General features: G+C 40.4%; 21 protein-coding genes and 1 tRNA gene. 7 read left to right on the top strand and 15 right to left on the bottom strand.

What is annotated here, in order from left to right:
• Positions 1–6: 6 nt before the first annotated feature.
• On the top strand, positions 7–1,683 hold the full coding sequence (locus CYAN7822_RS25065; RefSeq protein ID WP_013325058.1) for a CTP synthase: 1,677 nt from the start codon (positions 7–9) through the stop codon (positions 1,681–1,683).
• Between the two features lie 287 nt (positions 1,684–1,970).
• On the opposite strand, the gene CYAN7822_RS25060 is transcribed toward CYAN7822_RS25065, so the two are convergent.
• The 4 genes from CYAN7822_RS25060 to CYAN7822_RS25045 all read right to left on the bottom strand — a co-directional run bounded on the left by CYAN7822_RS25060 (position 1,971) and on the right by CYAN7822_RS25045 (position 5,299).
• A tRNA-Lys gene (locus CYAN7822_RS25060) sits at positions 1,971–2,042 on the bottom strand.
• 99 nt (positions 2,043–2,141) lie between these two features.
• Positions 2,142–3,011, bottom strand: a complete 870-nt coding sequence (locus CYAN7822_RS25055; protein ID WP_013325057.1) for an aldose epimerase family protein — start codon at positions 3,009–3,011, stop codon at positions 2,142–2,144.
• A 22-nt stretch (positions 3,012–3,033) separates the two neighbouring features.
• Positions 3,034–3,735, bottom strand: a complete 702-nt coding sequence (locus CYAN7822_RS25050) for a diacylglycerol/polyprenol kinase family protein (RefSeq protein WP_013325056.1) — start codon at positions 3,733–3,735, stop codon at positions 3,034–3,036.
• 70 nt (positions 3,736–3,805) lie between these two features.
• A complete protein-coding gene (locus CYAN7822_RS25045; RefSeq protein ID WP_013325055.1) occupies positions 3,806–5,299 on the bottom strand; it encodes a phenylacetate--CoA ligase family protein in 1,494 nt (497 codons plus the stop codon).
• Positions 5,300–5,956: 657 nt separating this feature from the next.
• On the opposite strand from CYAN7822_RS25045, the gene CYAN7822_RS25040 reads away from it, so the two are divergent.
• Positions 5,957–6,235, top strand: coding sequence for a YiaA/YiaB family inner membrane protein (locus tag CYAN7822_RS25040; RefSeq protein ID WP_013325054.1), 279 nt, complete (start codon positions 5,957–5,959; stop codon positions 6,233–6,235).
• A gap of 129 nt (positions 6,236–6,364) precedes the next feature.
• Here CYAN7822_RS25040 and CYAN7822_RS25035 read toward each other — a convergent pair whose 3' ends face one another.
• Genes CYAN7822_RS25035 through CYAN7822_RS25025 form a run of 3 tightly spaced genes read right to left on the bottom strand, consistent with a single transcriptional unit; the run spans position 6,365 to position 7,487 of the window.
• A complete protein-coding gene (locus CYAN7822_RS25035) occupies positions 6,365–6,832 on the bottom strand; it encodes a ferredoxin (RefSeq protein ID WP_013325053.1) in 468 nt (155 codons plus the stop codon).
• Complete coding sequence (locus CYAN7822_RS25030; protein WP_013325052.1) at positions 6,832–7,218, bottom strand: DUF1257 domain-containing protein; 387 nt, start codon at positions 7,216–7,218, stop codon at positions 6,832–6,834. The genes CYAN7822_RS25035 and CYAN7822_RS25030 overlap by 1 nt, the downstream gene beginning before the upstream one ends.
• 53 nt (positions 7,219–7,271) lie before the next feature.
• Complete coding sequence (locus CYAN7822_RS25025; protein WP_013325051.1) at positions 7,272–7,487, bottom strand: DUF2997 domain-containing protein; 216 nt, start codon at positions 7,485–7,487, stop codon at positions 7,272–7,274.
• Between the two features lie 380 nt (positions 7,488–7,867).
• Between CYAN7822_RS25025 and bioU the strand changes: the two genes are divergently transcribed.
• Positions 7,868–8,878 (top strand): (S)-8-amino-7-oxononanoate synthase BioU, encoded by a 1,011-nt coding sequence (gene bioU, locus CYAN7822_RS25020; protein ID WP_071881430.1) that lies wholly within the window; start codon positions 7,868–7,870, stop codon positions 8,876–8,878.
• 114 nt (positions 8,879–8,992) lie between these two features.
• The gene (gene ychF, locus CYAN7822_RS25015) at positions 8,993–10,084 is read left to right on the top strand and encodes a redox-regulated ATPase YchF (RefSeq protein WP_013325049.1); all 1,092 of its coding nucleotides are present in this window, start codon (positions 8,993–8,995) and stop codon (positions 10,082–10,084) included.
• A gap of 78 nt (positions 10,085–10,162) precedes the next feature.
• On the opposite strand, the gene CYAN7822_RS25010 is transcribed toward ychF, so the two are convergent.
• From CYAN7822_RS25010 to pyk, 5 genes are all read right to left on the bottom strand, one after another.
• Complete coding sequence (locus CYAN7822_RS25010) at positions 10,163–10,621, bottom strand: hypothetical protein (protein WP_013325048.1); 459 nt, start codon at positions 10,619–10,621, stop codon at positions 10,163–10,165.
• A 93-nt stretch (positions 10,622–10,714) separates the two neighbouring features.
• The gene (locus CYAN7822_RS25005; RefSeq protein ID WP_013325047.1) at positions 10,715–11,182 is read right to left on the bottom strand and encodes a response regulator; all 468 of its coding nucleotides are present in this window, start codon (positions 11,180–11,182) and stop codon (positions 10,715–10,717) included.
• Positions 11,183–11,191: 9 nt separating this feature from the next.
• Complete coding sequence (locus tag CYAN7822_RS25000) at positions 11,192–13,498, bottom strand: ATP-binding protein (protein WP_013325046.1); 2,307 nt, start codon at positions 13,496–13,498, stop codon at positions 11,192–11,194.
• A gap of 78 nt (positions 13,499–13,576) precedes the next feature.
• A complete protein-coding gene (locus tag CYAN7822_RS24995; RefSeq protein ID WP_013325045.1) occupies positions 13,577–15,934 on the bottom strand; it encodes a response regulator in 2,358 nt (785 codons plus the stop codon).
• Positions 15,935–16,062: 128 nt separating this feature from the next.
• The gene (pyk, locus tag CYAN7822_RS24990) at positions 16,063–17,487 is read right to left on the bottom strand and encodes a pyruvate kinase (RefSeq protein WP_013325044.1); all 1,425 of its coding nucleotides are present in this window, start codon (positions 17,485–17,487) and stop codon (positions 16,063–16,065) included.
• A 241-nt stretch (positions 17,488–17,728) separates the two neighbouring features.
• Between pyk and CYAN7822_RS24985 the strand changes: the two genes are divergently transcribed.
• From CYAN7822_RS24985 to CYAN7822_RS24980, 3 genes are all read left to right on the top strand, one after another.
• Entirely contained in the window at positions 17,729–17,941 is a 213-nt protein-coding gene (locus CYAN7822_RS24985; RefSeq protein ID WP_013325043.1) for a hypothetical protein, read from the top strand.
• Positions 17,942–18,178: 237 nt separating this feature from the next.
• Positions 18,179–18,379: a hypothetical protein gene (locus tag CYAN7822_RS36060; RefSeq protein WP_013325042.1), complete on the top strand. Its 201-nt coding sequence runs from the start codon at positions 18,179–18,181 to the stop codon at positions 18,377–18,379.
• 212 nt (positions 18,380–18,591) lie between these two features.
• Entirely contained in the window at positions 18,592–19,197 is a 606-nt protein-coding gene (locus CYAN7822_RS24980; protein WP_013325041.1) for a class I SAM-dependent methyltransferase, read from the top strand.
• Between the two features lie 16 nt (positions 19,198–19,213).
• On the opposite strand, the gene CYAN7822_RS24975 is transcribed toward CYAN7822_RS24980, so the two are convergent.
• The 3 genes from CYAN7822_RS24975 to CYAN7822_RS40550 form a co-directional block, all read right to left on the bottom strand.
• Positions 19,214–19,819, bottom strand: coding sequence for a hypothetical protein (locus tag CYAN7822_RS24975; protein WP_013325040.1), 606 nt, complete (start codon positions 19,817–19,819; stop codon positions 19,214–19,216).
• Between the two features lie 219 nt (positions 19,820–20,038).
• Positions 20,039–25,186, bottom strand: a complete 5,148-nt coding sequence (locus CYAN7822_RS24970) for a beta strand repeat-containing protein (RefSeq protein WP_013325039.1) — start codon at positions 25,184–25,186, stop codon at positions 20,039–20,041.
• Between the two features lie 105 nt (positions 25,187–25,291).
• Positions 25,292–25,378, bottom strand: coding sequence for a hypothetical protein (locus CYAN7822_RS40550; protein ID WP_425365348.1), 87 nt, complete (start codon positions 25,376–25,378; stop codon positions 25,292–25,294).
• Positions 25,379–25,465: the final 87 nt, after the last annotated feature.

The raw sequence follows: 25,465 nt of genomic DNA, 5'->3' as shown, positions 1-25,465 counted from the left end.
ACTTTTATGACTAAATTCGTATTTGTCACTGGGGGAGTCGTTTCCAGTATAGGGAAAGGTATTGTCGCCGCTAGTTTAGGACGGTTATTCAAATCTCGAGATTATTCAGTTTCTATCCTCAAACTAGACCCCTATATTAACGTCGATCCAGGAACCATGAGTCCTTTTCAACATGGGGAAGTTTTTGTTACTGATGATGGGGCCGAAACCGATTTAGATTTGGGACATTATGAACGCTTCACTGATACTCCCATGTCACGCCTTAATAGTGTCACTACTGGCTCAATTTATCAAGCAGTCATCAATAAAGAACGTCGGGGAGACTATATGGGGGGAACGGTGCAAGTTATTCCCCATATTACCAATGAGATTAAAGAACGAATTCTGCGAGTGGCTAAAAATACTAATCCCGATATCGTGATTACAGAAATTGGGGGAACCGTTGGAGATATTGAATCATTACCTTTCTTAGAAGCGATACGTCAATTCCGTAAAGATGTAGGGCGCAATAATGTGGTTTATATGCACGTTACCCTGATTCCTTGGATACCGGCAGCCGGAGAAATGAAAACGAAACCGACTCAACATTCGGTCAAGGAATTACGGTCTATCGGTATACAGCCGGATGTGTTAGTCTGTCGCTGTGATCGTCCTTTACAACCTGGACTCAAAGAAAAACTTTCCGCTTTTTGTGATGTTCCGGTTGCATCGGTGATTATGTCTCAAGATGCCAGCAGTATTTATCAAGTTCCTTTAAATCTAGAAGAAGAAGGACTCGCACAGCAAACCCTAGAATTACTCAATCTTGAACCCCGTCAACCGAATTTAACTCAATGGCGGACATTAGTTCAGCAGATGCAGTCCCCCACTCAACACCTGGAAATCGCGCTTGTGGGGAAATATGTTCAGTTGAGTGATGCTTATTTATCGGTGGTAGAAGCTTTAGGCCATGCCGCCATCACTACCCATAGCGAAGTTAAGGTTCGTTGGGTGAATGCTGAAAATATAGAAGCAGAAGGGGCCGAAAAATATTTACAAGGTGTAGATGGTATTGTGGTTCCTGGCGGTTTTGGGGTTCGAGGGGTAGATGGAAAAGTCCTTACCATTGAATACGCCCGCAAAAATAACATTCCTTTCCTTGGGTTATGTATGGGAATGCAATGTTCTGTGATTGAATGGGCCCGAAATATCGCTCATTTAGATAAAGCTAATAGTGCAGAGTTTGACCCGGAGTGCCCTAACCCTGTGATTAATTTATTGCCAGAACAACAGGATGTCGTCGATTTAGGCGGTACCATGCGGCTAGGTTTATATCCTTGTCGTTTAACGCCTGATACCGTTACTTTTTCTCTGTATGCTCAGGAAGTGGTTTATGAACGTCATCGCCATCGTTATGAGTTTAATAATGCTTATCGCAGTTTATTTTTAGAAACGGGTTATGTCATTAGCGGCACTTCTCCCGATGGGCGTTTGGTGGAAATTATTGAACTTCCAGGACATCCGTTTTTTATCGCTACTCAGTTTCATCCTGAGTTCCGTTCTCGTCCCTCTAGTCCTCATCCTCTATTTTTTGGCTTTGTGAAAGCGGCTTTAGGGTACAAATGTAACCATGTGTCTGAGTCTCCCATCCCGACTCATCTTGAACCGGTAGTAGAAGAAAGCACTACTATGGTTTTGGGCTAAAAGTAATAAGGTTCAATCCCTTCACCTCTCGGGGGTAGTACAAGTGTCATTGTGAATGGAGCCTAGCGCAATGAAGAATCTCATACCAAATCCTGGTTAGTTACCCCTTTTATAATTTAGCCCGCGTAGGCGGGCTTTGTTCGTTTAGCCCCACCCTTCAGGGTGAGGGGATTAAAGGGGGTAAGTAAGCCGGATTCAGTATCAGATGCTTCGTACCTCAGCAGGACAGGTTTAAAGCCGCTTGTCACCCCGTTATGACAGGTTAATACCAATTTTGACTAATTTTATGGGTCGCCTGGGGATCGAACCCAGGGCCAATCGGTTAAAAGCCGAGTGCTCTACCGCTGAGCTAGCGACCCTTTTGTGTTTTCTGCACACGAATATTAAATATAACACAGATGATTAGGCGAAGCAAGAGGTAAATTAAATTTTTTTTCCGACTGTTCTAAGATGATTGATTACAAAGAACGATAAGTCATTTGTACCCAAGCCTCAAGCGTTTTGCCAGGTTCAATGTAGTTTAACTGTTCTCCGCTATTAAGCGCATTACGAGGAGCGCTCCAAGGTTCAATACATATATACTCTTTCCCTTTAACAGTCCAAAAGACCAAAGTGGAATACAAATCTGAGTAAGTCAGGGTAATTTGCAAACGACGTTTATGATCGGTGTAACTAGCGCTGTTGCGAGTGATAGACTTAAAAGCCACATCAATTTCATCTTGAGTGAGGTCAAATTCTCCAGAAAAAGGATAATGGGTTTTAGTTTGTTGGTCTTGATACTCTGAACCGGGAATATCAAAAGTTAGCCCGGTCTTATCCTTGACCCAAAAATAAGGATGAAACCCGACAGAAAACGGCATTCTGACTGAGGAAAGATTCGAAAAACGTTGAAGAATTTTTAACTGATTTCCTTGAAGTTGATAGGTAAAAACCAGTTGAAAATCTAGGGGATAAACGGCGCGAGTTTGGTCATTGCTGCTGAGAACTAAAGTTAAACTAGCACAATCATCCGCCGCTTCTTTACTCACTTGCCAAGGTAAATCTCTGGCAAAACCATGTTGTTTTAAGATATATTGTTTTCCTTGGTAATCATAAATATTATCGGGAAGATTACCACAAATGGGAAACAAAATCGGATTGCCCCCTCTCACACTTAATTTAGGGTCTTTAAAACGTTCTTCATCGAGATACAATAACTCTTGTCCCTGAATTTTCCACCGGGTAATAATTCCGCCCCGATCGGGAACGACTTCCACCGAGGACAAAGCGGAGTCATCACTCAAAATATAGGTGGGATATTGATTTTGTTTCAAGGAAATAGCAAACATAACAAGACTTGAGAATCAATAATTAGAAATTAATCATTAAGTACGCTAAAAATGCACTGGCTAAGGGAACAGTGAGATTATCTATTCCCAGTTTGGAAATCGTTTCTAAGCTAGTAGCCATGATAGCGACTAATAACCCAGTTAGCCAAACTAAACCATGATTGTCAACAGTAGTTAACAAAACCCAACTGGTGACTAAAAAACTCATCAGCATCATCGCTAAAGATCCTTCCCAACTTTTGTTATTTCCCCAAATTTGATAAGGATGTTTGCCGAATTGCTGACCGATGACAGCCGCCATTCCGTCTCCCCAAGTCATGACTAATATACCGATCACAGCATATTGAGGTTGTCCTAGGGGCCAAAACCAAGCGATCAGGATGCCAATACTTAAAGCGTAAAAAAATGTCCCTAAACTACGCCGTCCGACACTGTTGATACTGGGTAAAATAGGCAGGAAAAAGGAAATTAAGGCAATACAACCGGCAATAACCGCAGCACTAATCCCTAAAATTGGAGGTATATTTAACCACCATGCCAGTAAAATCACATTACCAGTGCCAATGTGAACTACTTTACGGGTTAATTCCCCACTCATAGAGGTGAAGCGGCTTAACCCCTCAGCTAAAAGCAGAATACTTAAAAGAAAAAGCGAAACGACACTGAGAGGAAACCAAAGGGAGACGGGAAACCAAGATTTTAGCCAGAATAGAGAATCAGACAAGAGCCTTATTTGTTAGTTTTAGCCAGTAAAATTCCATTGTAGCCTTAGAATTATACCCAAGAGCAGGTCCCTAAGAAGATGAACGAGTGTAACGATGTTTAACACCAACGGGAAAATATTCAGAGTCTCCTAAAGGACGAAGTAAGATCACCGGAGATTGAGAAGAAGGGGGAACATAATTAGCAAATTCGCTATTAAGTCTTTTTAATTGTGTTTGTATGGCGGCGGCTATGGTATCGCGTTTGTCTTCACTATCAGTAACATTAAAAGCTAACTCAACCATAATAAAAAGAAAAGGATTATTCTTCTCATCTTCTCGAATTTCCATGACAAATTTACCGGTTACCCATTCCCTAATGATCGGTTGTTCGAGTCCGACAGCAATATTCTCAGGATAAATATTCGCCCCATAATAAGAGACAGTAAACAGAGAACGCCCAAAAACATAGACAAAGGGTAGAGGATGAATTCCCCGACTCTGGCCGTTATTATTTAAGACAGTAATCGGATTAAAACCCCTCTCGGCTAAAAATTCCAACATGGCCTCATAAGTAATTATTCCCCCATTATCGCCAATGTGATAACGAATTAAGGGAATGCCATTATCGCCTGAAAATAATAAAGTCCCGTCCAGGGTTTCAAAAAAACGACTACTCGGATCATATTGTACTAAAGTGGGTAAACGAGATTGACCAAATAAACTGCGGGCGGCATCGGGATGATCAGCCAAAAAGCGGCGAATACAAATAGATAAAGGCGTTTCATTGCCTAATACTCCGGCATCAGCCGTACCATATAGAGAAGCTGAATCATAATAAATATTAGAAGACCCGACCCTTTCTCCGACTAAACTACGCCACTGTTCACTGATCACTTCTCCGGCCATAACAAGCTTAAGGGAATAGCGCGACCACTCTAAACCTTGTGTTATGCCGCTATCAATCACATCTTTGAGAAATGGGGGATATCCTAATAAGACTACTTGTTCATAATAAGGCCCTAAATCTTGTACCACTTTAAAGATTTCTGTTTTGTTATTGCCAGGGGTAACGGTGGTAATGGGGTAACCTTTAGCCGCTAAATGACGACAACAATTTGCTGTGTAGATGCCGCCTACCCAAGTTCCTAAAGGAAAGCAGATGACCGCTAATGTGGGTTTTTTATCAGCTTGAAAACTCTCAAAAAATACTTGTTCAAAACGCCTAGCAATTTGAAATTCATCGCTGATAAATCTCGGCCAAAAAGTCGGCTTCCCTGATGAACCCGAGGAAACGCACACTAAATCACAGGTGTTGATCTGACCCAAGCGGCATAAATTAGATAAAGGATGAAGTTTCAAATAATTTTCTTTCGTGATTAAAGGCAAAGTTTGAAAATCTTTTAGGGTTTTAATATTATTGGGTTCAATTCCTTGTTCTTTTAAAAAAGTTTGATAGGCGGGTACAGTAGCGGCTACATCCTGAAATAGCTTTACAACAGCAAGTTCTGGGTCATTTGCCTCATCAGTTGCCGTAAAAAAGGATAAGAGGGCTTGCAAATATCGTTGCTGTTGAGAGGGCTGCATATAAATTAATGAATATGATTAGTTTAATCGGAAATAAAGCTATTAATAAAAATAACACAGTCTCAGGTGAGCCGCTAGAAGCTTATCATTAAGGCATTCAAAGAGTTACAACAATTGAGCAACAAGCTTGTTATATTTAAGCCGCAGGTTTAGCAACAGCGATTAATCTCAACAATTAGCCCGATCCTTGCTGATGATTTGTCATAAAAATTAATTTTTTTGCCCTGGATGTAAAGAATTAAATCAAAACTTCTCGGATTTCAAAAATAAGTGATATTCAAGAGATAGAAGACCGTCTCACGGGAGGGAAAAGTCATGATGGCATGGATAATTGTATTCAGTATCTGCCTAGTCGCTTTAACATATTTGTTTGAAGCTATTTTCTATACAGAAGAACACCAATCATAAAGCGTTGATTAACTCCTTTGTCAGTAAAAATTCCTAGAGGAAGATTGATTAATTGTCGGTGGGACAACCCCTTAATAACTGCTAGGGAAAGGTTTTAACCTTTAGAGTGTCCTCCGCAAGCGGCAATTAATCAAACTTCCTAACTTGCCAGTTAAAAAATTGTCACCTGCGACTATTCTCATGGTTATATTACCAAGGCTAAAATAAATATATTCAGGTTAACTATTAGTCTGACATAAGAATACTATTATGGCTAAACATCGTAATACTCAGGATCATAGTGCTGCCTGGGTCATTCAAACTTGGCTATCTTTTGCCATTTCTGTAGGTGCTACGTCCCTAGGAATTATTTTTTTACCAGTTGATGTGTGGATTAAAGGTTATATGGGAATGGGGTTAGTTTTTACTGTAGGTTCTACCGTTAGCTTAACTAAAACCCAAAGAGACCTTTATGAGGCAGAAAAACTTGTTTCTAAAATAGAAGAGGCCAAGGTGGAAAAAATTTTATCTGAACATAATAGCTTATAAAAAACCCGCTCTAGCTATAAATACTCCTAACTAATAACGACTAATAGGTTAAGTACAAATTACCAAACAAAACTAAAAAACCCCAATGGTATTGACCCATTGAGGATAGATAAGATACGATTGTTGTTATTAATTGTTTTGGTTAGATTTCTCCCTTAAGGTTTGGTGTTGTGGGCGGAGTTTACGTTTGCGCTGTTTATCGCGGACAACATCACGATGCACTTGGGGATACCCAAGCTGTTTGATCACTTGATATTTCCGCAATTCTTCTAAATCTTTTAACTCAGAATAGTTAACCCAGTGAATGCAGTCGACTGGACAAGTATCGATAGCTTCTTGGATTGACTCTTCTGAGTCTCCATCTTGGTTAAACACCCGAGATCGTCCATATTCAGGTTCGATATAAAAAGTATTAGGAGCCACATGGGCACAATGCTTACAACCGATACAAGTAATTTCATCGACATAAGCCGCTTTTTGCCGTAATTGTCCTCCTAACTCCGGCTCAAAACCTGTTCTTTGAGGTTGATCTCGAAAAACCCCCCCTAATTCAGGTTCTAACCCTGAACGATCTGGGGTTGGGGATACAGCATCCATTATGCACTCCAACGTTGGACAACTAAGCGAATAGAACCATCTTCGGTCTTTTGTTGTTCAGCTACTTGAAACCCTTGCTTAGAAGTTTCACTCAAAACAGTGTGATAAGCATATTTTTGAGTGACTTGTCTCAAGAAACCTTCTACAGTTAGAGGTTGCTTCCAATACTGGAGATCAGCAACTAACTCATATTCATGTCCATTCCAGCTAAAGCCGATGTCATAGTGATTATCTTGTTCTACAACAATTTCAGCGTTGCGGGTTTGTCCTTGATATCCTCGTACAGCGCGAGGTCCTTCAAGCCACTCAATGCCGAGATCACAAAGAGCAGTTTTGAGGCAACTTAAATTACGGATTTGAGTTTTGATGTTGCTAAAGTGAGACATAATGGTCGAACACAAAATGAACGAGAGTTGACAAAATTAAGACCCCAAAAAAATTACCAGTCACTGAAACTTGCTTGATTAGTGGCTTTAGCTGACTGATTAACTGTTTGGGAGTAGTATTCTGATGTGTTCTCTTGAGAAACCACCTGGCCAAGTTGGGCTTCAATTGCGGCTGTCACCTCTTGACAAGATGACCCTATGATACCTGTGACTTTTTCTTTAACTCGACCATCAGGATAGATGATAAATTCTAAAGTTTCCATGCTCATAGGCAATTGTCACTCCTTATACTTGGGCTTGCTTATCGGTTTTTCTCAACAGAGCTTTTATGAGATTATTTTGTACGATTACAATAAATGTTAGCAACCGTAGCAGTCTGTTGGAAATTTTAGCAAAAGTTAATATTAAATGAGTAATATACTCTCATTGATCGTAAGTGTCGCGTAACTTTCTTTTCCCGTCAAGTATAGAATGATTCTCAACAAGCGACTTGTAATAAAAATATACAAATGACATCTCCCACTCACAAGGGGAAAAGTCCCCTACTGCGGAGTCTTATAGGGACTCTTTTAAGCAGTTGCGCTCGCCTAGTTATGTTAAAGACAGGAGAAGACGGATAATAAAAATCTGACTGTCTAGCGTCAAGAGCATGATCACTATGAGTAAAGAACAAATGAACCGAGCTATAAAAGTAGGTGTATTGGGATTTGGAGGGTTAGGACAAGCCGCATCAAAGGTTTTGGCCCCCAAGCAGGAAATGATTCTAGTAGCGGCGGCTGATAAACAGGGCTATATTTATAACGAAGCCGGATTAAATGAAGATGCTTGTATAGATGTTTATTATCAGCAAGGCTCGGTAGGATATTTAGAACCCAATGGAACCCTGAGTCACAATAGCATTGAGGAGTTAATTCAAAAGGCGGCTGTTGATGGGTATTTCCTCGCTTTACCGAATTTACCCAATACCTTTATGGCAGATGTGGCGCGGCTCTTTATTGAGTCCGGCTGGCGAGGGGTATTAGTAGATGCCCTAAAACGCACCAGTGCCGTTGAACAACTGCTCGAGTTAAAAGAAGAGTTACTAGCGGCTGGTATTACCTATATGACCGGTTGTGGTGCTACTCCAGGCTTATTAACGGCGGGGGCAGCCATAGCGGCTCAAAGTTACGCCGAGATCCACCGAGTTAAAATTACCTTCGGGGTAGGGATCGCCAACTGGGAAGCTTACCGCGCCACCATCCGCGAAGATATCGCCCATTTACCGGGGTTTGATGTAGAAAAAGCCAGAGCCATGAGCGATGAGCAAGTGGAGGCATTTTTGGATAAAACCAATGGTATCCTTACCCTAGAGAATATGGAACACGCAGACGATATTATGCTGGAGTTAGCCGGTATCTGTTCACGGGACCGCGTTACCGTTGGCGGTGTGGTGGATACTCGTAACCCGAAAAAACCTTTAAGTACAAATGTTCAGATTACAGGCCGAACCTTTGAGGGAAAAATTTCCACTCATACTTTTACATTAGGGGATGAAACCAGTATGGCGGCTAATGTATGTGGTCCCGCTTTTGGCTATCTCAAAGCCGGGGTGTCTTTGCATCGTCGAGGAATCTATGGGTTATTCACGGCGGCGGAAATAATGCCACAATTTGTTAAATAGGTTAAATAGGTTAATGTTCAGATTTCCTCGCCCCGACGAGGGAGTCTGACTTGGGTTTTGGTAACAAGATCGCTAAGATAGATAATCTGAAGTTAAATCTTATAGTTAACCATTATGCTAAGAGCCGGAATTGTTGGACTCCCTAACGTTGGAAAATCTACCCTATTTAATGCACTCGTTGCTAATGCCAAAGCCGAAGCCGCTAACTTTCCCTTTTGTACCATCGAACCCAATGTCGGGGTTGTATCAGTACCGGATGAGCGCTTAGAAGTATTAGCCAAACTTTCCCAATCAGAAAAAATTGTGCCCACTCGCATCGAATTTGTGGATATTGCCGGATTAGTCAAAGGCGCAAGTCAGGGAGAAGGGTTAGGAAACCAATTCTTAGCTAATATTCGGGAAGTCGATGCCATCGTTCATGTAGTGCGCTGTTTTGATGATGATGACATTATTCATGTTTCCGGTTCAGTCGATCCTCTTAGAGATATAGAAGTCATTAATTTAGAATTAGCTTTAGCCGATCTCGCTCAAGTCGAAAAACGGATAGATCGAGTTCGCAAACAAGCCAAAACCTCTAAAGATGCCCAAGCCGAACTAGCGGTATTAGAAAAAGTTATTGCTGTCCTCAATGAAGGACAATCCGCCCGTCAAGCCCAATTAACTGAAGAAGAAGCAGATTTAATTAAAACCCTAGGATTACTCAGTGCCAAACCGATTATTTACGCGGCTAATGTATCTGAGGATGATTTAGCAAGCGGCAATGAATGGGTTGAACAAGTACGAAACATTGCTCAAACAGAAGCGGCAGAAGTGGTAGTGGTTTCGGCTCAAGTAGAATCAGAATTAGTAGATTTATCAGAAGAAGAACGAAAAGACTTTTTAGAATCTTTAGGAGTCGAAGAAGGGGGGTTAAAATCCCTTATTAAAGCTACCTATCACTTATTAGGCTTACGGACTTATTTAACCACAGGCCCCACAGAGACCCGGGCTTGGACCATTCGTTCAGGCATGAAAGCACCTCAAGCCGCAGGGGTGATCCATAGTGATTTTGAACGAGGATTTATTCGCGCTGAAACGGTGGCTTATCAGGATTTAGTGGCTTGTGGCACCATGAATGCCGCCAAAGAAAAAGGCTTAGTTCGTAGTGAAGGAAAAGAATATATTGTACAAGAAGGAGATGTTTTACTGTTTCGCTTTAATGTTTAGGCAATAAAAAATATTTCCCGTCCCCCAAATTCGCGGGGGATAATATAAGATCATAATTAAAACAAGAGTTTATTAAAATTAAACAATAAAAGAACGCCCTTGAGCCAATTGCTTTTGAATACTGTCTTGTAATTCGGTTCGAGGCACTTCTATTCCTTTTTCTAAATTCCCAGAAATGGCCATAAAAATAATACTATCAACTTGTTTTAGTGCCAATAATTGAAAGAGTAAATGAGTCACAGGAATAGCCGTTATTTTTAATAAATTTGTCTCAGTATTTTTGTGAAAAAGAGCCGCATCTTCCGGGGTAGAAAAAGCATAGATCACGGTTTTTTCTTGCTCCGACCTTTCCCGATGGCTTAAATGAGTCAACAACCAATCCCCATTAGCATTGCTTAATAAATAATATTTAGGATGTTCTAACTGTTTAGCAAACATCGCTAAGACAGGATTAATGGCTTTTTCCATAACCACTGAGGAAACCCCATGTTGAGGAGCTTCTTTGACAAGACTTTGCAGTTGTTTTTTAAGTTTCATCGGTTATGAGCAAATTTAGGTTTTTATTTGGCCAGGTTGTCACTTTTTTTAAAACTCTCTCACCCTCCCCTATTATTGTAGTAACTGACTGAGTCATAGACGAAAATACGACTCGGCGGCTGAGGGAAGAATAACCACGTCAAACCAGTAATCCCAAAAGGTTTTAACTGTATTTTTTAATTGTTCGACATTAATGGGTTTAACGATATAACTTTTCACTCCTCTTTGATAACAAAAATCCACATCTTTAGGATTAGAAGAGGTAGTAAAGACTACCACAGGAATTTTCTTTAAGGTTTCATCCTGCTCTAATATTTGTAAAAGTTCTCTGCCATCCATACCGGGCAGATTTAAGTCTAATAATATTATAGAAGGTCGTAGAGTTTCTGTGGGAGCGTCATCATGGCTAGTGCCTCTCAGGGAATCTAAAGCTTCATCTGCACTGGTACAACGAAATACAGGATAGGTTAAAGACAACTTTTTGGTGATCCGCATAAAGGCCATAAAATCTTCATCGCTGTCTTCTATGATTAATAAAGAGGGAGTGAAATGAATTGTCATCGAGACTTTTTACCCAGGTAACGTAAAATAGAATGTACTTCCTTGTCCATAAGTTGATTCAATCCAAATTTTACCACCATGCCGTTCAACAATTTTCTTGGCGATGGTTAGGCCAATGCCACTACCGCCGCCATATTGTTCTTTTCCATGTAAGCGTTTAAAAATTTGAAATATTGCCTCTTTATGTTTTTCTTTAATTCCCAGTCCGTTATCTTTCACATAAAAAATTTTGGCTTGAGGATTTGATGAACCTTTCTCCATTTCCTCGGTTTCAGACAACGTTTGAGGAGAATGGGTAAGCCTTTCTGTGGTGGGGTCTATAAATCCAATTTCGATCCATTTATCCTGTTTGTTATTATATTTAATTGCATTGCTGATTAAATTACTAAAAACTTCTCCGATGCGGATAGCATCGCCTTGAATCGTGGGCAATGGACGAGGAATTAAAACTTGGATATTTTCCCGATTTAGGCGAGATTTTAGCATCTCTAAAGTTTCGGAGACAATTTGGTTGAGGTCAATATTTCTAATAGATAGTTCTGTTCTGCCAACGCGAGAAAAATAGAGGAGACAATCTAGCAAATTATCCATTCGTTGACTGAGACGGGTAATGCTTTGCAATTGTTCGAGTGCCTCGGGCGCTAATTGCTCTTGATAATCTTCTAGCATAAAATTAGCGTAGTTATGAATTCCCCGTAGCGGCTCTTTTAAGTCATGGGAAGCAATATAAGCAAAAGCATCTAAATCTTGATTACTCCGCTTTAACTCGGCATTTAATTTGCTCAACTCATTGGCTTTTCCTAAACCCACTTCAAGAATCGAATTTCTCAAATCTAAAGCCGCCTTTAATTCTGGAGTTTTCCAAGCTAGAGATTTTCCGCTAACTTTTTCTTTCCAGAGTTGAAAAGATTGGCGAGGATGCAAATTTAAATTTTGATCAACTAGAACTAATTGATGAGGTTCTCCTGCCCAATTGATAGTTTGTTGCACTTCAGGACGAAACCATAAAATATATTTTTTTGAGCTTTTTGATAAACTTATTCCTAAGACACCACTGGCAATTTCTTTGTATTTTTCCGCTTCGGGATAAATTTTTGCTAAACAATCGGTTGAAAAAATTTGTTCGTAAGATTGACTTTTCAGCCATTCTATTAATTGATAAATTTCTTCTTCTTTCGGGGTTTTCCCCAAGCGATAAAAATGGCCGTTATTATAAATTGCCGCTCCGGCTGCTTGAAACAAATCTAAAATATTCGGTTCATGAGACACCAAGCCATCTACAAAATCATTTTCTTGAGACATATACTCAATTAATTTAGCTTGAATCGATTTAAGCTCTATTTGATATTTATAGTCTTGATTATCTTCGGTATCTGATAAACTCATGGATAAAACTTTAGCGAAGATTTCACACCCACTTCGCACGGCTTGGGAAACCAATTTAGGGGATTTATGATGGCAAGCTATTAGCCCCCATAATTGATTATTTTTTAATAAAGAAATCGTCATTGATCCTCGAATACCCATATTTTTTAAATATTCAATATGAATAGGAGAAACCCCTCTTAAAAGAGAATAGCTTAGATCTAAAGGTTCCTCTGTAATGGGATGAAGACAAGGAGTCAGTGAGACGGGTTGATAATTAACATCAGGAATAAAACGAAGCGGTTGTAAAGCAAATAAACTTCTCGCTAAGGGTGGGATATCATCAGCCGGAAAATGTAAGCCTAAATAAGAATCCATATAGTCGATTTTATCTTCGGCAATGACTTCTCCATGCCAATCCGCATCAAAGCGATAAATCATAATCCGATCAAATCCCGAGAATTTGCGGATTTCTTGAGCCGCTATCTGACAGAGTTTTTGATAATTTAAGCTAGGGTTTAATTGATTAATCGCTGACTGAATACTTCGATAAAATTTTAATAAAAAAGATTTTTTTTCAGGCAAAATTTTTTCTAACTCTAAAATCACACCTTGGCGATTTCGATGCCAATAAGCTAAATATTTTAGGTGGGTTTTTTCTCTAATAAATTTTAAATTAAAAAACGGCTCAGAGAGGAAATTATCAGCTTCTAATATTCGGTTAATCTTATCAATCTGTTTGGAGTCAAGTAAATTATCTAAATTTTTATTAAGTAAAGATTCTGAGGCAATGCCTAAATGTTCATCCAGATTATTACTCGTTTGAATAATTTGTAAATCCGGCTCTTTTAAAACCATTAAAAAACCGTGAGGTTGAATATAACCGGGGGTATGAATGGCATTTCCATTATTTTGAATTAAACAGGGAATTGAGTTTTTAGCTTCACTCATCTTTCATCTTTTTATCAAAGTATCCTAGTCAAGCTTAGGCTTTCATCAACCATCACTATTTTAATTTTATCTTAAAAATTAACCGATCACTTGATTACGCCCTTGTTTTTTAGCACGATACAAAGCCACATCAGCAAAGCGATATAAATTTTGCAGTTCTGCCCCATCGGTAGGATACATAGCGATTCCAGCACTAAAAGTGACACAAAAGCAATGATTATCGGTCACTCTAAACTCCTCTTGTCGCCATTGTTCTAAAATATCCTTGAGGCGGCTTATAGCTTGAGATTTATTCATCCCATACAATCCTAAAGCAAATTCTTCCCCGCCCCACCGCCCAATCAGGTCCTCACAGCGAAATTGTCGCTTCAGCAATTTTCCCAGTTGTCTTAAGACTCGATCTCCCATATCATGCCCATATTTGTCATTCACCTGCTTAAAGTGGTCTAAATCTATCAAAACATAACACAAGGGTTGTTTCTGACGTTGGGCTAATTTTAAAAGGCGGGTGAGGTCTTCTACAAATTTGCGCCGGTTACTTAAACCGGTCAAACTATCCACTTCTGCCAGTCGACGACGCATTTGAGTGCGTTCCAAGCGATTATGGATACGGGCGATCAACTCGGGTCCAATGATGGGTTTATCCACATAATCATCTGCCCCAACGGCAAATACTTGGGCGATGATGTCAGCATTGGTATTTTCAGAAAGCATTAAAATAGGTAATTCAAGCCACTTGGGGTCATTACGAACAATTTGACAGAGATCTATGCCGCTAAAATTGGGCATTTCTAGGTCGAGAATCAGTAAATCGGGATTAGTTTGTTCTAAAATATCCCAAAACTGAAGGCAATTATGGACGAGGGTTAAAGAAAAGCCCCAAGGTTCCAGTAAATGATGCAAAAATTCGAGAATTTGCGGTTCATCATCCACAATCATCAACTTCGTCAGTGACAAATTACTCTGTCTGAGGAGTTGGGCGATGGCCTCCATGATCTGCTCGGCGCTGATCGGTTTGTGTAAAAAAGCTTGGCCTCCTAGTTTAGCCACTTTAAGCCGGTCGTCCAAACTTTCTTCGATAGTAGAGACTAAAACCGGAATCGGCGGCTCAGCGTTGCTTAATTCAGGTAATAAATCGAGGCCATTTTCGTCGGTTTGAGGAAAGCACAAATCTAATATCACTAGGTCAGGACGACCTGAAGCGATGGTTACTCTTGCTTCACTGAGACTATGAACCGCTTTAGCTTCCATTCCCCAAGAACGAGCTTCTGAAACTAATACTTTTGTCAGGGGTTCATCATCGTCGATAATTAAAACATAGGGGGTATGAGAACTAGGAATTAAATAAGAAGGGGATTGAACAATAGGAAGAGAATTTTGTTGAGAGATTTCTTGCTCTAGCCAGGATATTAATTTAGCGAAATAGCCGATCAGTAGGGCATCAAAGGATTGATGAGATTTCAATAGTTGTTCGAGTTGACGGCACTTTTCCGAAGCAATTTTAAAGCCAAACAAGCCCAAGGAGCCGCTTAAGGTGTGGGCTTCTTGAATAGCCTGTGAACGTAATTCTTCACTGAGAGTATTTTGTTCTAGGGCTTTAACTGCCTGAGCGAGGACTTGGATTTTCAGGAGATATTGAGAGCGATAATGCTGAAAAATAGCCGCTAGTTTGGTATCTTGTCGTTTTTGACTTTCTAATGCCTGCTCACTCTTATTATCGCTGGAGGGCATTTGTCGGGTAGGGAAAAGTCTTGAGGGAGTTTTTTTTAGGCTTTTCAGGCGATAACCTAGCCCATAAACCGGTTCTATAATTGGCTTTTCTCTGCCTAATTCTGTTAGTTTTGTTTGTAAACTTTCAATATATCCTTTAATTTGATACTCGGAGGGCATTTCATCATAAGACCACAGATATTCTATTAAGTTCCCATGACTAAAAATGCGGTCTTGATTATGGAGAAATAGCTCAAGAATCGCATATTCATTTCGGTCTAAAAATAAGGGTTTATTATTATAATTAACTTCATTATTTTGCCGATCTAAACGAATTCCCTCCCATTCTATCACGGGTTCTAAAGATTTACCTCTACGTATTAAGGCACGAATACGCGCTAATAACTCCTGTAAATCAAACGGTTTAACTAAATAATCATCTGCCCCTGCATCTAAAGCCTTAATTTTTTGTCGGCTATCATAGGACGCTGTTACCACTAAAATCGGTGTGTGATCACCTCCCTGCCGCCTTTGAGCGCAAAATTCTAGGCCATCTAAGTCTGGCAGCATTAAATCCAGGAGAATCAGATGATAGTCAAATAATTGGGCCAAACATAATCCTGTCTGACCATCAATCGCCACATCAACCAAATATTTTTGATTGTTGAGAGCTTGTTGCATTGCGTCCGCTAGGGCTTGATCATCTTCTATGAGCAGAATTTTCACAGGTTTACCGCTATCAGATTTTATATCTATGAGGATAGACTAATATTAGTCTCTCGTCTATTATGTTACGGCAAATAGGTAAGGGGGAAGGGGCAAAGATGCTCTGACTAATAACTAATAACTAATGATTAATGACTAATGGTGTGAATTTTTAAAAAGTTAGTCTTTCGGGCCTGTTGAGTGGGGATACCTCCCATAATTAAAATTTTATCGCCCTTCGCAGCTAAATTTTGCCCGATTAAATTGGTTTCTACTTGCTCAATTAAATCTTCAAAAGTATTAACTTGCTGTTCAATTAATAAAGGAATAACCCCCCAAACTAAATTTAAACGATGATAAACTTTTTCTGAAGGAGTGATGGCAATAACCGGAACAGACGGACGTTCTTTAGAGGCTAAAATAGCGCTGTAACCCGTACTGGTAAACGAGACAATATAGCGCAGATCCAGCGTTTTCTCAATGGCATTTAAAGCTTCTGAAAGCGCGTGAGTTTCATCATTATCTGAGGGGGGATGATTAATAAATTCCACGTCTCTTTCTACAGATATGGCAATTTTTGCCAACATTTCTACCGCTTTGACCGGAAAGTCTCCTACTGCCGACTCTCCAGATAACATCACTGCATCTGTTCCATCAATGATAGCATTAGCCACATCAGACGCTTCGGCTCTTGTGGGCCGGGGGTTATGAATCATACTTTCTAACATCTGAGTCGCCGTAATCACTGGACGATTTTGGAGGTTACACAAGCGGATAATTTTCTTTTGCAGTAAAGGCACTTTTTCGGGACTCATTTCTACGCCTAAGTCGCCTCTGGCCACCATTAATCCATCACATTCGCTCACAATCTCTTCTAAATGGTCAATGGCTTGCGGTTTTTCAATCTTGGCGATCACAGGAACATCCCCTTGGCCTTTGGCGGCTAAAAAGTTTTTCAAATAGCGTATATCCTCGCCTTTTCGGACAAAGCTAAGAGATACCCAATCTATACCCTGAGATAAGCCAAATTCGAGATCTTTTTCGTCTTTTTCAGTCATTGAGGGAAGACGTAAATTTAATTGAGGAAAATTGACACCTTTACGACTTTTGAGGATACCCCCTTCAATAATTTTACATTTCACAGCATTGCCTTGAATATCCTCTACTCGTAATTCTAAGAGTCCATCATCGAGGAGTACCTGTTCTCCAGGTTGAGCATCTTGGGCTATATGAGGATAATCAATAGAGATAGTATGAGGTTGATTGTCAAATTCGGCCTGGGGAACTAGAGTGATATATTCTCCTTCAGTGAGCATAATCTGTCCGGAGGGTAATTGTCCGACACGAATTTTGGGACCTTGTAAATCTTGAAGTAGCGTAATGGGGTAATCTAGCTCTTTAGATACAGAACGCAGTAAGAAAACCATACGAGCATGGTCTTCATAGCTTCCATGAGAAAAGTTTAGCCGCGCCACGTTCATTCCCGCATCAATCATTTGTTTGAGAATTTCGGGGGAACTACTTGCAGGCCCGATGGTAGCGACAATTTTGGTTCGGTGTGTCAGTAATTTCATTAATCAGTTCAATGCTAAGTGGGCAGTCCTTTTGAAGACAATTGTAAAGTAAAGTTTATTGACTTAGGTTAAGTGAGGGTGAAATTCTGTCACAATTTTAACAAACAGCCGCCAAAATCGGGCGAGTTTACTCGGGCTGAAACTATCCTTAATTGAGGGACATTCTTAAAAATTTCTGTAGTCATGAATTTTTTAGATTAATAATGATAATATAAATTTTGATGAGGAGTATAAAAGTAAGATGAAATACCAAGAATCAGCCGATTTTAACCCAAATTATCCCCCGATTGTCAAAGAATATCAGGAAAATCTTAGTCAAGCTTTAGACAATATTAAAAGTGCCATTCATCTATTAGAACAATCCGAGCAGGAATTAGATAAAAATATTGCTTTGGCTCACGAGATCATCGATCACACCATTGCTCAATTTATTAAGTTAAGTACCTGGACATAAATAGAGCTTCTCTGTACCCGCGCTCCGGTCAAACTCTGCCAACTCTGACCCATTGCCCTTTCCCATGAACCCCAATCTCACTGTTAACTTTATTGGGAGTCGACCTACTCATCTATTATTTAGATATAATTACTCAATTACTTTAGGCAAAAAATCTTAAGTTCTAACCAAATTAAGTTTGATATAATTAAAGTAAGGAGTTATTCATCCTTTCATGTTTATCAGCAGGAGGGAAAAATGACACAAAAATCTTATTTAATAGTTTCCGGTTTAATATTCGCCCTAATTGGACTGCTACATTTAATCAGAATTATCTATCACTGGCCAGCAATAGTAGGCGTGTGGACAGTTCCGCTTTCAATGTCGTTCATCGCCATCATTATTACTGCTGTTTTAGCAGTCTGGGCTTTCCGACTGACCACAACAGTTAGCTCTTAATTCATCCTATCGCCGCACATAGCGGCATAAGCAATAGCAATCGCATCTAAGCGTTCTGACGGGCGTACCGAGAAATCAAACAACATCGAAACCCTGTGGGTAATTTCTTCTGCCTGACTCCCTAGACGAACCTAGATGCGATTTCCATCTGTAAAGACGAACCGGTACAATCCCCGTTCTCAGTAACAAACTAACTCAATTAGCCTATCACTATGGAAAAAGAACGTTCATTTCCCGACTGGGAGCAGTTGTATCAGCAAGAGTCTGTGGAAACAATGCCTTGGTTCCACCCAGAATTGGATCTCGATGTAGATAAAGCTCTAAGCGAGTTAAACCTCGATCAGGCAATGGTTTTAGATTTAGGAACCGGTCCCGGAACACAGGCAATGGCACTGGCCGAGCGCGGCTTTAACGTGATAGCCACTGACCTCTCCCATAGTGCTATCGACAAGGCTTCTTCTGTGGCACAGCAAAGACGGCTGGAGATTACCTGGAAACAGGATGATATTCTCAACACTCAGCTTGGAGAACAATTCGATCTGATCTTGGATCGTGGCTGTTTCCACGTTCTGGCTCCGGAACGCCGGGCGGACTACGTGCAGGTGGTGGCAAGGCTACTTAAACCTTCAAAATATCTATTTCTTAAAACTTTTAGCGTTTCAGAAACCCTTGAAGGCGGGCCTTATCGATTTAGGGCCTCTGAGATCGAAGAATTATTCCGAGAGCATTTTTTACTGCGTTCAGCACAAGAAACGGTGTACTATGGAACCTTAGACCCGCTTCCCCGTGCTTTATTTTGTATCTTGCAAAGACTTTAAACAACTTAGTTGTTGACTATTCTAGAATCAAAAATTTTTTTAGCAGCAATAAAGTCCCCAATAAAAAAATAGCTAAGATAGGGGAAGATTCAGGAATTGGTTGAGAATGATTAATCATAATTGTTTGTGCAAATTGATTTTGGTTAGGAGATTGATTGGCAAATGTACCATCAGCAAAACCTGTTTGGGATAAATCAATATTAAGGGTGAGGATAGAATTGTTCATCCCTATGACTTGAAAATGGAATAAACTAAAAGTATCTAATTGATTAATTCCAATGGGTGAACCAATGCCAAAACTAGGAATAGAACCGGCACCTAAATTAGTAATTACTCCATTATTATTATCTAAATTTCCGGTTCTTCCTAAATAAAAACTAGAGGGTAACAAGGGACTACTTAAGGAAACCGTATCAAAGGGCTTATTAATATTTTGTAATTGGTTGGGAGCAAAAGATAGATTAATATTGCTGCTAGTAATTCCCACAGCATTGCTCCGAAAATCTCCCATTAAAACCTCAACAAAAAAGCTATCTCCTGTATTTAAAGGACTGTTGAGAATTGCACCGGGTACGCCGTTATTATCGGTTCTGAGGTTAAATTGAGAAGTAAGAATAGTCATGATTAAATTCTCCTATCATGTAACGAAACAAAAGTTTGACGATTAAAAAACCAAGTAAATCTCACTCCTCAAATTGACGGCAACTGTTAAAATAAACTATTGAAGTGCTTTCTGAGCATTTAGAGGCTTTAAAACCCGTAATAACTGTGCAAAAAACGATTACTCCTCCACCTTCAACTGTTCTTTTTTTACTGTTTAAAAACCTCTAAACAGTTAAACTTAAACAACTAATCCAAATTCAGCATTTAAGGGAACTAATTCGGCTAAATTAATACGTCCATCTCCAGTAATATCGGCAGTAGGGTCATAGTTAGTTTGTCCACTACTACTACCAAATAAACCAGCACGCTGTAAGGTATTTAAGTCCGTTAAATTGACTTTTCCGTCGTAGGAAATATCGCTGTTAAAGGTAGATTTTCCGGTGAGACGAATGTCTAAAGATGAGTCATTTTGAGCATTGCTGTTAATGATTAATCCATCAGCAATATTAAAGTTTTCTCGTGCGGCTGTGGGAGCATAAGTTAAAGCAATACGTCTGGTTTGTCCAGGACTTAATAAGATATCACCGTTGCTAAAGTCAGCGTTAATTCTCACATTTTGAGCATTAATTGTAATGCCAGAAATAGAGATTATATCCGCTACTCCTACAGTAGTATTGGTGATGTCAATGTATTTAGTTTTGTCGGCAAAGTTGGGACGAACAAATAAGCTATCGGTTGCACCTGTACGGTATTGGGAGAGGTTTGTGCCGAAGGTGACGCTGGTTTTATCAACGGCAATTGTGCCTTCATTTACGTTGGTAATATTAACGGTAAATGCCTTTTCTGTGGAGTATTTATAACCGTCAAATGCTTTCACTCCTAAGTTATAAGAAGTAATGCCGCTTTCAAAGTCAATGGTATTAAAACCGGCTTGAGTAACGGTAATTTCTCCTGTACTAGAGTTGATGGAAAATAGGTCATTTCCTGACGCATCTTTGGGGGAGGTACTGAGGCTAAATGTTACTGCTTGTCCGGTTAAATCATCATCGGTTGCTTCTACTAAGTTACCCGCTACTACAACGGTTCCGGCGGCACTTCTTTCTGCTAGGTTAACGTTGTTAATCTGGTTAACAATAGGAGCATCATTGATGATAATATTACGAGTTAGGGTAAGTGTGCCGTTGGGGTCGGCAAAGGTTCCATCCGCAAAACCAATTTGACTCGCATCAAAGGTAAGGGTTAGGTTTGAATTATCCCTGGTTCCGACGACATCAAATTGCAGTAAACCAAAGCGAGATAGTTGATTAATCCCAATAGCAGAACCTTGGTTTCCTTGAGGGAGTGAACCGCCACTCAGGTTAGTAATTGTCCCGTTGGTATTGTCTAATGTTCCCCCTCGGAATAGAGGAAAATTAGAGGTAACTAAGGGATTATTGACATTAGTAATGTCTGAGAAGTTATTGAGGTTTTGGGCGACATCAGGAGCAAAATTAAAGTTAAGCGCATTGGTGATTAATCCTGCCGCATTGGTACGAGTATCTCCGACTAAGATTTCGGCAAAGAATTTATTGCCTTTGATTGCACTATTGCCGGTAATTTCACTGCCTACTGCGCCGTTATTGTCTTCATAGAGTTTTAGTTGGAAGGAAAGGGGGTTAACATTATTGAGGTTAATGGTAGCTATTCCGGTATCGGTTAAGTTGCCGTCACTTCCCTGAACGGTAAGATTAAAGGGGTTAGTTTGGGCTAGAATATCATCTTTGTCAGTAACAGTAATTACCCCCGTATTACTAATAGCAAATGCCTTGATATTATCCCCATCTGTGTCTAGATTACCCGCAATAATACTGTAGGTTAAGGGGTTATTATCGGGGTCAGTGGCGTTAATTGTTCCGACTACTGTACCGTTAGCACTGTTTTTTGAAATGCTGAAAACACTATCATTAACGACTGGCGCACGGTTGACAGGATTGGTTAAATTAACGGTAATAGCAGCCGTATCGGTTAAGTTACCATCGCTAACCGTAACTGTTAGGTTAAAGGGGTTAGTTTGACTGCTAATATCGTCAGGGTCAGCAACCGTAATAACGCCACTATTACTAATAGCAAATGCCTTGGTATTGTCCCCATCGCTGTCTAAATTGCCGGCGGTAATACTGTAGGTTAAAGTGTTATTATCGGGGTCAGTTGCGGTAACTGTTCCGACTGTGGTATTGATGGGACTGGTTTTCAGGAGGCTAAAAGTAGCATCGTTAGCGACAGGGGGACGGTTGGGGGTTTCGATGACATCGGTGAGGTTAACGGTAATAGTCGCGGTGTCGGTTAAGCTACCATCGCTGACGGTGACGGTTAAGGCGTTACTGGGGTTGCGTTCAAAGTCGATGTCATCGGGGTCAGCTACGCGAATTTGTCCGCTATTATTGATGGTAAAGGCGGGGGTTGCGTCGCCATCGAGGTTAGGATTCCCTGCGGTGATACTGTAGGTTAAGGGGTTATTATCGGCATCGGTGGCGGTAATTGTGCCTACAAGGGTGTTTAAGGGACTATTTTCGGGGACGGTGAGGGTAGTATCATTGAGGACGGGTGCGCTATTTGGGGTAAATTCATAAGCACCTATATCGACGTTTGTACCGTTAACGCGAGGATTTCGGGCAATATCAAGGGGTATTGCTTCGGTGGTGTTGCCGTCTTTGTCTAAGTCACGGGTATCGGCAGGGAGGGCGGCGTTACTACCTGCGTTGATGGCAGGGGAGCCGCTTTGGAGGCGTAAGTCGTGGTTGATGGGATCGACAAATAAGGGGTCAACGTTTGTTCCAAATTGTCCGCCTTGTGCAATGTTATTGGTAGCTGTGATTGTAGCTCTCGTTCCATTATCAATTGCTGTACCACCATTGTCCCAAATAATACTGTTACGAAGAGTTGTACTGTAGTTATAGCCGTAGCTTTCCGTAGTGAATAATGCACTTCCTGAATTAGCCGAATTACCACTAAATGTGGTATTAACAATAGTAGAAATAACGGGATTGGAGTATGGGCCATTTTGAATCTGATAAATTGCCCCACCATTTGCAGCAGCATTTCGACTAAATGTATTGTTAGTGATTTGTAGGTTATTGCTATTTACATTGTAAATTGCCCCACCTAAACCACCATCAGCACGGTTTAAGATAAAGCTAACATTAGTTAAGCTTAAATTATCGCTTAGGTTTTCATTAGAGATAGCTCCTCCATTACTAGCACGATTGTCTTGAAAACTACCTTGAGTAATAGTGGATCTACTTCTGCTATTATAAATTGCCCCACCATTGTTAGTGGCTCGGTTTTGAGCAAAGGTAACATTATTTAGCGTGGAATTACTGATATCGTTGTAAATAGCACCACCTAAACCACTAGCAATATTGCTAGTAAAAGTTGCCGTATTGAAAATAGGGCTATTACTACTATTGAAAATAGCTCCACCATAAAGAGCAGTATTGTTACCAAAAGTCGTATTATTGAAAGTAGCATTACCAGCATTAAAAATAGCCCCTCCCCCACTGGTAGCAGTATTATTAGTAAAAGTTACATCTGTTAATGTGGGACTGCTACCACCATTGTAAATAGCTCCACCACTTGAAGCAGTATTGTTGCGGAAAATGCTACTTGTTAATGAATAATTAGAATTAGTCGAATTAAAAAGTCCACCACCAATGTTGGTAGCGTTGTTATTTTCAACAATCAGATTTCTGAGAATAGGATTACTATCCGGGATAAATATCCCACCACCGTTACTCTGACCTGTAACTGTTCCATTAGCATTCCCTCCTGAAATAGTAAAGCCATCTAAAACAGCCGTATTTGCAGGTGAATTTGACGTTACCACATGATAAACATTATCAGCCGTATTATTAACCGTGCCAATATCCCCACTTAAAGTAGTGACATTAGTTGATACATTACGCTGACTAAAACTCGTTTCCGTTCCTGCAAACCCCCCATAAATTTCTACATTATTTTTGAGGGTAAAAGTTGCCGTTCTGTCGCTTCCCGTAGTCGGTTTATAAGTTCCACCAGCAACCCAAATCTTATCCCCACTTTGCGCTGCGGCTAAGGCATCCTGTAAACTGGTATAGGCATTAGTCCAAGACGTACCATTATTGCTTCCCCCCGCACCAGCACGCACATAAACAACGCGAGAAAGGGCAGGAGTTGGGGCAGGAGCGAGTTCTGCACCTTCATACGCCCCTAAATCTACATTTGCACCCACAACACGGGTATTACCCGCTAAATCAAGGGGAATTTTTTCAGATGTATTACCATCTCCATCTAAATCTCGACTATCCGCAGGTAATAAATTAACATCCCCCCCATTCAAAGCAGGAGAACCGGTTTTTAAGCGTAAATCATCTGCACTCGCATTAACAAACAGAGGGTCATTATCCGTTGCACCCGTAAACCCTCCCCCTTGGATAATACTATTAGCAACCGTCACACCACCACCGCTAATCTGATTAGTCGTAGTGCCGCTACTATTCTGATTACCATAGAGGATACTATTGCGTATGGCGACGCTACTAGAAGTATTAGACAAAGCACCCCCAGTAATCGCCACGTTACTACTAAAGGTACTATTGATAAAATTGGGGTTACTCAGATTATTGAAAACCGCGCCACCACTACCTCGGTTCGCAGAATTTCTACTAAAAACCGAATCAACAATGGTAGGATTACTGCTACTGGTGTTATAAATCGCTCCCCCGTCATTAATAGCCGTATTGAGGCGAAAAGTTCCATTAGTAATCTGGGGACTACTCAAATCATCGTAAATCGCCGCCCCTCGCGTTGCTGTGTTGTACTCAAACACCGTATCAATCAGGATGGGATTACTGCCAGACTCGTTATATAAAGCGCCACCATTAACCCCATTATTATCACGGAAAGTGATATTTTTCAGGGTTGGACTTGCCCCCGAAACATACACCCCACCGCCATTACCTTGATTTCCCGTCGTACCATTGGCATTACCACCAGTAATGGTAAACCCATCGAGAATAGAACTGTTACCCAGAGGAGTAGAAACTGTACCCGTCGCGCTTACGACATGATACGCATTATCTGCAATTCCCGCCGCGCCAATTTCACCACTTAAAATCGTGACATTATTAGTAATATTACGCTGATTTCGGGCAGTTTCCGTGCCGGCGAATCCCCCATAAATAGCTACATTATTTTTCAGAGTAAAGCTTGCAGTTCTATCCGTTCCCGTAGTGGGTTTATAAGTACCTGCCGCTACCCAAATTTCATCTCCCGACTGTGCTGCTGCGATTGCACTTTGTAAACTGCCATAAGCATTATTCCAAGCAGAACCATTTCCTGTGGAACCGGTTTTAACGTAAATAGTTGCCATGATTTTTTCCTGAGTTTAAATGAACTGTAATAGGAAACTACTAGATTTTGGTCAAGCAAATATTAGATTTCAGGGTAAACAAGCTGAAATTCACCTGAATTTGGCTCACAAGTATCTCGGCGAACCATGAGAAAAAAGATGAACTCTCGTTACATCTTGGCGATGTCGCAAAACCTTACTTAATTGTTCTATTGCATATTGATTACAATAAAAATAATTTCCTTCCCTAAAATCAACTCATGATCACTAATAGAGTTTTCACTCAAGCGATTAGTAACA

Origin of the sequence: Gloeothece verrucosa PCC 7822, from assembly GCF_000147335.1 — a bacterium.
GTDB classification, from domain to species: Bacteria; Cyanobacteriota; Cyanobacteriia; order Cyanobacteriales; family Microcystaceae; genus Gloeothece; species Gloeothece verrucosa.
Note: the sequence above shows the minus strand (reverse complement) of the source record. Positions and strands in the feature narration are given on the sequence as shown.

Bases quoted from the DNA above. Each gene is read 5' to 3' on its own strand.
- CYAN7822_RS25005 (WP_013325047.1), bottom strand. From the start codon at position 11,182: ATGACAATTCATTTCACTCCCTCTTTATTAATCATAGAAGACAGCGAT.
- pyk (WP_013325044.1), bottom strand. From the start codon at position 17,487: ATGAAATTACTGACACACCGAACCAAAATTGTCGCTACCATCGGGCCT.
- CYAN7822_RS25040 (WP_013325054.1), top strand. From the start codon at position 5,957: ATGGCTAAACATCGTAATACTCAGGATCATAGTGCTGCCTGGGTCATT.
- CYAN7822_RS24985 (WP_013325043.1), top strand. From the start codon at position 17,729: ATGAAATACCAAGAATCAGCCGATTTTAACCCAAATTATCCCCCGATT.
- CYAN7822_RS24970 (WP_013325039.1), bottom strand. From the start codon at position 25,186: ATGGCAACTATTTACGTTAAAACCGGTTCCACAGGAAATGGTTCTGCT.
- CYAN7822_RS36060 (WP_013325042.1), top strand. From the start codon at position 18,179: ATGACACAAAAATCTTATTTAATAGTTTCCGGTTTAATATTCGCCCTA.
- CYAN7822_RS25055 (WP_013325057.1), bottom strand. From the start codon at position 3,011: ATGTTTGCTATTTCCTTGAAACAAAATCAATATCCCACCTATATTTTG.
- CYAN7822_RS25065 (WP_013325058.1), top strand. From the start codon at position 7: ATGACTAAATTCGTATTTGTCACTGGGGGAGTCGTTTCCAGTATAGGG.
- ychF (WP_013325049.1), top strand. From the start codon at position 8,993: ATGCTAAGAGCCGGAATTGTTGGACTCCCTAACGTTGGAAAATCTACC.
- CYAN7822_RS25035 (WP_013325053.1), bottom strand. From the start codon at position 6,832: ATGGATGCTGTATCCCCAACCCCAGATCGTTCAGGGTTAGAACCTGAA.
- CYAN7822_RS25045 (WP_013325055.1), bottom strand. From the start codon at position 5,299: ATGCAGCCCTCTCAACAGCAACGATATTTGCAAGCCCTCTTATCCTTT.
- CYAN7822_RS25030 (WP_013325052.1), bottom strand. From the start codon at position 7,218: ATGTCTCACTTTAGCAACATCAAAACTCAAATCCGTAATTTAAGTTGC.
- bioU (WP_071881430.1), top strand. From the start codon at position 7,868: ATGATCACTATGAGTAAAGAACAAATGAACCGAGCTATAAAAGTAGGT.
- CYAN7822_RS24975 (WP_013325040.1), bottom strand. From the start codon at position 19,819: ATGACTATTCTTACTTCTCAATTTAACCTCAGAACCGATAATAACGGC.
- CYAN7822_RS24980 (WP_013325041.1), top strand. From the start codon at position 18,592: ATGGAAAAAGAACGTTCATTTCCCGACTGGGAGCAGTTGTATCAGCAA.
- CYAN7822_RS25025 (WP_013325051.1), bottom strand. From the start codon at position 7,487: ATGAGCATGGAAACTTTAGAATTTATCATCTATCCTGATGGTCGAGTT.
- CYAN7822_RS25010 (WP_013325048.1), bottom strand. From the start codon at position 10,621: ATGAAACTTAAAAAACAACTGCAAAGTCTTGTCAAAGAAGCTCCTCAA.
- CYAN7822_RS25000 (WP_013325046.1), bottom strand. From the start codon at position 13,498: ATGAGTGAAGCTAAAAACTCAATTCCCTGTTTAATTCAAAATAATGGA.